This is a genomic window from Leptospira noumeaensis (assembly GCF_004770765.1).
Classification (GTDB): domain Bacteria; phylum Spirochaetota; class Leptospiria; order Leptospirales; family Leptospiraceae; genus Leptospira_A; species Leptospira_A noumeaensis.
Window position 1 is genome coordinate 1 of sequence record NZ_RQFK01000034.1, and the last position, 7,135, is coordinate 7,135.

The 7,135-nt window shown below is 32.6% G+C and carries 7 protein-coding genes; all 7 read left to right on the forward strand.

Translation table 11 applies throughout. The features are described 5' to 3' along the window. The first annotated feature begins 105 nt into the window (after positions 1-105). The 7 genes from EHQ24_RS18815 (at position 106) to EHQ24_RS18845 (ending at position 6,932) form a co-directional block, all read left to right on the forward strand. Positions 106-2,805 (forward strand): TrlF family AAA-like ATPase, encoded by a 2,700-nt coding sequence (locus tag EHQ24_RS18815; RefSeq protein WP_135603136.1) that lies wholly within the window; start codon positions 106-108, stop codon positions 2,803-2,805. A gap of 230 nt (positions 2,806-3,035) precedes the next feature. Beyond that, on the forward strand, positions 3,036-3,329 hold the full coding sequence (locus EHQ24_RS18820) for a BrnT family toxin (protein WP_135603137.1): 294 nt from the start codon (positions 3,036-3,038) through the stop codon (positions 3,327-3,329). Between the two features lies 1 nt (position 3,330). Continuing rightward, positions 3,331-3,531 carry a toxin-antitoxin system, antitoxin component gene (locus EHQ24_RS18825; RefSeq protein ID WP_135603138.1) on the forward strand — a complete coding sequence of 67 codons (201 nt, stop codon included), beginning with the start codon at positions 3,331-3,333 and terminating at the stop codon, positions 3,529-3,531. Positions 3,532-3,846: 315 nt separating this feature from the next. Further along, positions 3,847-4,791 carry a hypothetical protein gene (locus EHQ24_RS18830; protein ID WP_135603139.1) on the forward strand — a complete coding sequence of 315 codons (945 nt, stop codon included), beginning with the start codon at positions 3,847-3,849 and terminating at the stop codon, positions 4,789-4,791. Positions 4,792-4,975: 184 nt separating this feature from the next. Beyond that, positions 4,976-5,992, forward strand: a complete 1,017-nt coding sequence (locus tag EHQ24_RS18835; protein ID WP_135603140.1) for a hypothetical protein — start codon at positions 4,976-4,978, stop codon at positions 5,990-5,992. 279 nt (positions 5,993-6,271) lie between these two features. Beyond that, positions 6,272-6,649, forward strand: a complete 378-nt coding sequence (locus EHQ24_RS18840) for a type II toxin-antitoxin system RelE/ParE family toxin (RefSeq protein ID WP_135603141.1) — start codon at positions 6,272-6,274, stop codon at positions 6,647-6,649. Further along, positions 6,615-6,932, forward strand: a complete 318-nt coding sequence (locus EHQ24_RS18845) for a helix-turn-helix domain-containing protein (RefSeq protein ID WP_002975201.1) — start codon at positions 6,615-6,617, stop codon at positions 6,930-6,932. The genes EHQ24_RS18840 and EHQ24_RS18845 overlap by 35 nt, the downstream gene beginning before the upstream one ends. Positions 6,933-7,135: the final 203 nt, after the last annotated feature.

Sequence of the window (7,135 nt, forward strand, 5' to 3'; positions counted from 1 at the left end):
AATTTCCCGCTCCTCCTAACGCCTTCTGCGAAGGCTCAGGGCGGGAAACTTCGTCTCCGCTAGTTCGTTATGCGACATCACAAAATAAATCCTAAGGAATAAAGAATGAAAAATTTTGGTTCAATTTGGAGAAAATGGGATTTACACCTACATTCACCTTCAACAGCACTTAACAATCAATTTACTGGAAAATCAGAAGATGAAAAATGGCAATTGTATTTAGAAAAACTTGAATCTCTTTCCGATATTTCAGTTTTAGGAATAACAGACTATTTTTCAGTTAAGGGTTACAAAAAACTTTTAGAATTCAAAAAACAAGGACGCATACCAAAGATAGATTTAATATTGCCAAACATTGAATTACGAATAATACCAGTCACTGAAATATCAAAATCAATTAATTTACACTTAATAATCTCACCAGATATAGTAGATCAATTGGATAGTTTACTTTTTGCAAATCTACAGTTTACATATGCGGGCAACAGTTACTTATGCACCGATTCAGAACTAATTAGATTCGGAAAGCAATTTATGAATAACCCTCAACTTGAAGATCATATCGCATACAATACAGGTATCGAACAATTCAAGACTGATATATATAAACTAAAAGAAATTATAAGTAAAAATGAAAGATTAGAAAATAACATATTAATAGGCCTTGCGAACAAGAGTACTGACGGGAATTCAGGTATTCGTGAATCTAGTATGAAAGCTACAAGAGAAGAGATTTATCGATTTTCCGATATAATTTTCTCTTCGAATGAAAAGGATAGAATATATTTTCTAGGGCAAGGGAAAGATAGTCCTGAAAAAATAATATCATTGTATGATTCTCTAAAACCTTGTATTCATGGAAGTGATGCCCATTCGTTAGATAAAGTTTGTTTACCAGACAAAAATAGATACACTTGGATAAAAGCTGACCCCTCCTTTGAAGGATTAAGACAAATTTGTTTCGAACCTGAAGGACGTGTTAAGATTCAAGAACTAAAACCGATTGACCCTCCCTTACGAATAAATTCTATCGAATTTGATTTTCCACAAGATAGTCTAATTGATGGAACCAAATTTTGTTACAGAGGGAAACATACAGTAACATTTAGTCCAAATTATACGTGCATTATTGGCGGACGCGGATCTGGAAAAAGTACATTAATTAACCTTATGCACAGAAAAATGAAAAAGAATGAAAATTCCTTCTTTAAGGAACACATATTAAGAGATAGTCAAAACAATCTTATTGATATCGAAAAATCTATTTTAACCGATACAAGTGCCGATGAAAAGTATATCGAATTTTTAAGTCAAAATGAAATAGAAGAATTTGCAAAAGATTATAAAAAATTAACCGAAGCAATTTTTAATAGAATAATAAAAAATGATGAGAATGATGAACTTTTAAATATTGAGACCACCCTAAACATAAACATTTCAAAATTGAATAGCGAAATTAAAAATCTATTTAGATTGTTACAGTTAAAAAAAGATTTAGAAATTACGAAAAAAGAATATGAATCAAACAGAAAAATTGTAGAATCACTTTCTTCAAAAGAATATCAGGACATATCAAATTCGATAATTTCTTCCGCAAATACTTATAACCAAAATCAACAATCAGCGAATATATTCGTAACACTTTTATCTGAAATTCAATCATTAGCTAATACCTACCGAGTCTTAGAAATAAATAATTATTTTGATAGTTTAACCGATAGTTTAGTAAAATCTTTACAGGAAATCACAGATAACATTGATCAAGTAGAACTTGACCAAGAATCAAAGAAAATAGGGATTTTGGAGAAAATTTTAGAATCAGAAAAAAGCAAATTAAACGAATATTTAAAAGACAAAGGATTAACTGACGAAAATCTTAAGGATATTTCCAATGCACAATTGAATGTTGGACGATTTGATTCATTGATTAAAAAACAAGAAGAGGAAATCGCAGATTTAGAATCAAAAAAGAATATTCTGGATCCGCAAGAACTAGTGAATTCTTCAGTAGAATATACGAGATTGTTAAACGAAAAAATTAAACCACTTAGCAACTTTTTAGAAAACCTAAAAACTACCCTCGTAAAGCCAATTTCGCTTAGTTTAGAATATGATTACGAAAGTTCAGAGGCTGGCCTATTCCTCGAATTCGAAGAATATTTTAAAAATGAAATTGAATCGAAAGGGGGAAACATGTCCCATATTCGAAACAACCTGAAAAAGGCTGACTTCCAAAACATTACTGACAGAAACAAACTAGTAAGTGAAATAACCCAAGGAAAACATATACTTAATAAAAATGAATCAATTCTAAGTGAAATTCTTACCATTGAGGAAAATTTTCTAGTATTTAAAACGCTTGTACATAAATATAATCATACACCAAATTCTTTTAAAAGAATCAATGTAATGTATGATAACAAAACATTGGAAAATTCATCCTTTGGGCAAAGATGTACAGCCGCACTAGTAATTTTATTATCTATTGGAAATAATCCAATTATTATTGATGAACCAGAAGCCCATTTAGATAGCCTCTTGATATCAAATTATTTAGTCGAAATAATCAAAAATACTAAAAAAAATCGGCAAATTATATTCTCTACACATAATGCAAACTTTGTAATTAACGGAGATTCAGATCTGATAAATATTCTTGAGGCTGACGAAGACAACAAGACAGTCATCAGTCCGACTACTATTGAACATAAAATTATGCGCGAAAAATTAGTTTCACTAGAAGGAGGCGAGTCGGCATTTTATGCAAGAGAAAAGAAATATGGAATTAAAAGTGTTTCTATGTGACGTCGCATAACAGCGGCTTATCGCTTCGCTGCGGGATTCACTACGTTCACCCTTGCTCGGTCTTCGACACATTGTCCTTCGTCACGCTTCTTGCAGTCGCAAGAAATCGTGCCGACGCTAACGCCTGAAGGCTCAGCTACGGACAACGTCGATAAGCCTAGTTCGTTATGCGAAATCAGAGAAACAATTAAAAACTGTTCAAAATTCCATTTTTAAAACACAAAGTAAATATGCGTTTTGAATGGGATCAAGAAAAAGAAAAAGTCAATATATCAAAACACCAACTCACCTTCTCAAAGGCTTCTTTAGTATTTGCTGACCCAAAAGCCATTTATTTGCCAGATCCAGACCATTCGGTTGGAGAAACTAGAGAAATTGCCCTCGGAAAAATTGAAAATATTACTATTGCAGTCGTAATTTTTGTTGATAGATCAAATAAGAGTGAAGAAATAATAAGAATAATCTCCGCTCGAAAAGCAACTATAAATGAAGAAGCTCAATACTATTCAGAAGAGATAAATTAACATGAGAGATGAATACGATTTTTCCAAAGGTAAAAGGGGACTCTTTTCTAGAGACTTGAAAGACCTACATTTTCCAGTTTACCTAGATCCAAAACTTGAAGAATATTATCAAAAAATAGCGACTAAAAAAAACATAGATCTAAATACTATTGTAAATACCATTTTAGAGAAAGAAATGGAACTTCATGATACTCTTTCTTAAAAAATAAGAAAAAATCTACGCAAATTCCAAAGGCTTTAAGCAAATTCTATTTCAAAAGAAATAAAAAATAAAGATATCAATAAATTAATTAAAAATAATTCTATAGATCTCTGACTTCGCATAACAGCGTCTTCCCGCTACGTTTCGGCACAAGGCCTCACTCGGCCTGCGGCAAATTCCCTTCCGGCACGCTTCTCGCTCCGCAAGAAGACGCGCCGACGCTAACGCCTCCTACGGAGGCTCAGCTACAGGGAACTTCGGGAAGACTAGTTCGTTATACGCAATTCATTTAAATCAACTCTTAAGAAGGAAAATATGAAAATATTTGAAGATACAGAATTTCAACATAAAAGTCCTAGTCAGATATTATCGACTGCAAACCAAATAAAAATGAAATTTGATAACAGAAAACTCGTATACTACAATCAAAGAAATGAACTTTCAAATCTAAAATATTGGATAGAATATAATGAAATATTAAATGAATGGGAAAAGGATTATAACAATTGGAATAAAAAATGGCCTCAAACAAGTCAAACACAGAATATTAATACATATAATGCTTACTTTATCGACGGGAATGAACTATTTGAGAAAATAGATACAAAATTCAACGAAATTTTTTCAAAATTTAATTTCGAAAAAACATATACCTCACAATCAACAGTAATTGATGGAATCAAAAATGATCTTGAATTAATCAAAGAGAGTTTTACGGATAAAGTAAACCAAGGCATTGAAAAAATATTAAACATAAAATCTGAACTTGAATTAGAGGGAGATTTTGGAAAAAGTATTTCTTCAAACAAAAAATCATCAATGATTGGAAAGTGGTTTTTCTTCACTTTATTTTTAGCAACTCTAATTGGATATGGTTTAACAATTTCACTGATTCAATTTCAAGATTACTTTAAAGCTTTGGATAATTTTGACAAGATCGCATTTAGAATATCTATATCCATACCATTTGCTTTAATAATTTACTTCTTTTGGACACAATATAAATTCTACAATATTTTATCGTTACGCTATAGCCATTTATCTAGTTTTATTGGTGGTGGAATTTCGCACTTAAATCAACTGTTAATTAATTACCCAAACCTCCAAGAACAAACAACATCTAAGATAACCAATTTATTTACAGATATATCAGATATCTTGAATCTTATAAATAAAACTAAATCTTCTCCCGTAGATATCAAAGATCTTTCAGAAGCACTTAACCGAATAGGTGAAATTACAAAAAACATCAATAAATGAACTGCGTATAACAGCACCTTCCCGCTACGCTTCGGCACAAGGCCTCGCTCGGCCTCCGGCAAATTGTCCTCCTGTCACTCGCTTGCATACGCAAGCTCCGTGCCAGTCCCTAACGTCCCATTCGGGACTCAGGGTCGGACAACTTCGGGAAGGCTAGTTCGTTATGCGCAAGAATCTTTAAATCATGAATTGGAAACCAAAAAATGAATTACTACGAATAATAAAAAAAATAAAACTTGAAGGAAAGTGCTTATCTATTAACTGCATTAATAAACCGATTAAGTCCCATGCAATTTCACAATCTTTACTTAAACTAATTTCGAAAAATGGGGAAGTAATCGTCTTTGAAAATAATTTCTTCAATGCTAGAAATCCAGAAGGTACAATAAAAGAAAAAAAGCGGGGAATTGCCAAAGCAACCACGTTCCCAGGTTTTTGTAGCTATCACGATAATTATATATTTGAAGAAATTGATAATCTCAATTTTGATCTATCAGGAAAACAGGCATTTTTGTATTTATTCAGATCATTATCCAAAGCAATAATCCAAAAAGAACAATCTATTACGCTTTTAAATGAGGCAAAAAGAATTGCCGAAAGTAACAATCTTAATTTGAAATTAAATAGTTTTGAATTAGGAATTCTAATAGGAATGATGAATTTAACCGAACATAAATTAAATCTTGATAGCTTATTATCAAATAATGATTTTAAAAGTATAAGATTTACTTTATTTCATATAGAAGGAATGCCAGATATACTATTCTCAGGAGCAACTTTTTTAGACTATGATTTTCAAGGAAACCAAATTCAGAATATTGCGAGAACCGACATTCTATTTGGGCTTCTTGCATTCTCGTCAGTTAAATTAGAGCACGGTTGGGGAATTCTTTTTGTATGGGACTCTAAAAGTGATTATGCATGTTTAGCTTTTTTTAATTCACTCAAGGAATATACAAAAGAATCGAAAGAAAATGCTAAATTATCTGAAGCTTTGGCAAGATTCATAATAACGAGATGTGATTGCACGGCAATAAATATAGACTTTTGGGAAAAACTAAACAATACCAAAAAGAAGGACATTCTATCCAACATCAACAATATAGTAAAGTATCCTTCCATCGAAACAAAAGATAATTTACTATTTGGGATCGAAAACATCTTTAACTTCAAGGTATCAAAGGTATCCGAAAACTACTAATTACCATAAAGATTCCAGCGCATAACAACGGCGAATCGCTTCGCTTCGGGACTTGCGCCCTCGCTCGGTCTGCGACACATAGGCTTCTGGCACTCCTCTTGCTTACGCAAGCGTCGTTCCAGTCCCTAACGTCCCGTTACCGGGACTCAGGGTCAGCCTACGTCGATTAGCCTAGTTCGTTATACGACATGTGGCAAAAATAATTGTAAACTTATAATTTGGGCAAAAGAAAATAAAAAAAGAATTGAATTTGTACCGTTATTCCGGCACACTTAAAAAGTGATAGAATTTACAGCTTATAAAGGCGAAAAATTCACTGTTGAGTGGTATTTTGATGAAAAAGAAAAATCTGATGTTCTAGATTATTTCAATGAACTTCCAGAAGATTTAAAAATTAAAACTTTGGCTTTGTTCAAAAGATTTGCTGACATTGGTGAAATCAAAGACAAAACTAAATTCAATTTTGAAGGAGACTCTCTTTTCGCTTTCAAACCAATTCCTCACAGGTTTCTTTGCTTTTTTGTAAAAGGGAAGAAAATAATCATTACTAACGCTTTTGTTAAAAAAACGGATAAGCTACCTAAAAACGAAAAAATTAGAGCTATTAAAAGAAGGGAAGATTATGAAACAAGAAGTAAAAAAGGCATCTACTACTAAATCTACATTTGATCGTTTAATGAAAGATAAATCCTTCAAAGCTAAATTTGAGAAGGAATATGATGCTCTAAATCTTTCTGAAACATTAATCGAACTTATGGAATCGCAAAAAGTATCCGTTAGAGAACTTTCAAAAAAAGCAAATGTATCAAGCACCGTAATTCAAGAAATTAGAAGTGGCAAACAAGATAATCCAACATTACTTGTCCTTTCTAAATTAATTCACACTTTAGGTGGTGAAATAGTAATTAAGAAAGGGAAGAAAACATTAGCTAGTGTATAAACCACACGTCGTATAACAGCGGCTACTCACTGCGCTTCGGCACTTCGGCCTCGCTTGGGCTGCGCCACATTTCCCTTCTGGCATTCGCCTTGCTTACGCAAGCTACATGCCAGTCCCTAACGTCCCGTCGGGACTCAGGGTCGGGAAACGTCGAGTAGCCTAGTTCGTTATACGCAAGAAATGAAACTAATTCCTAAAAAGAA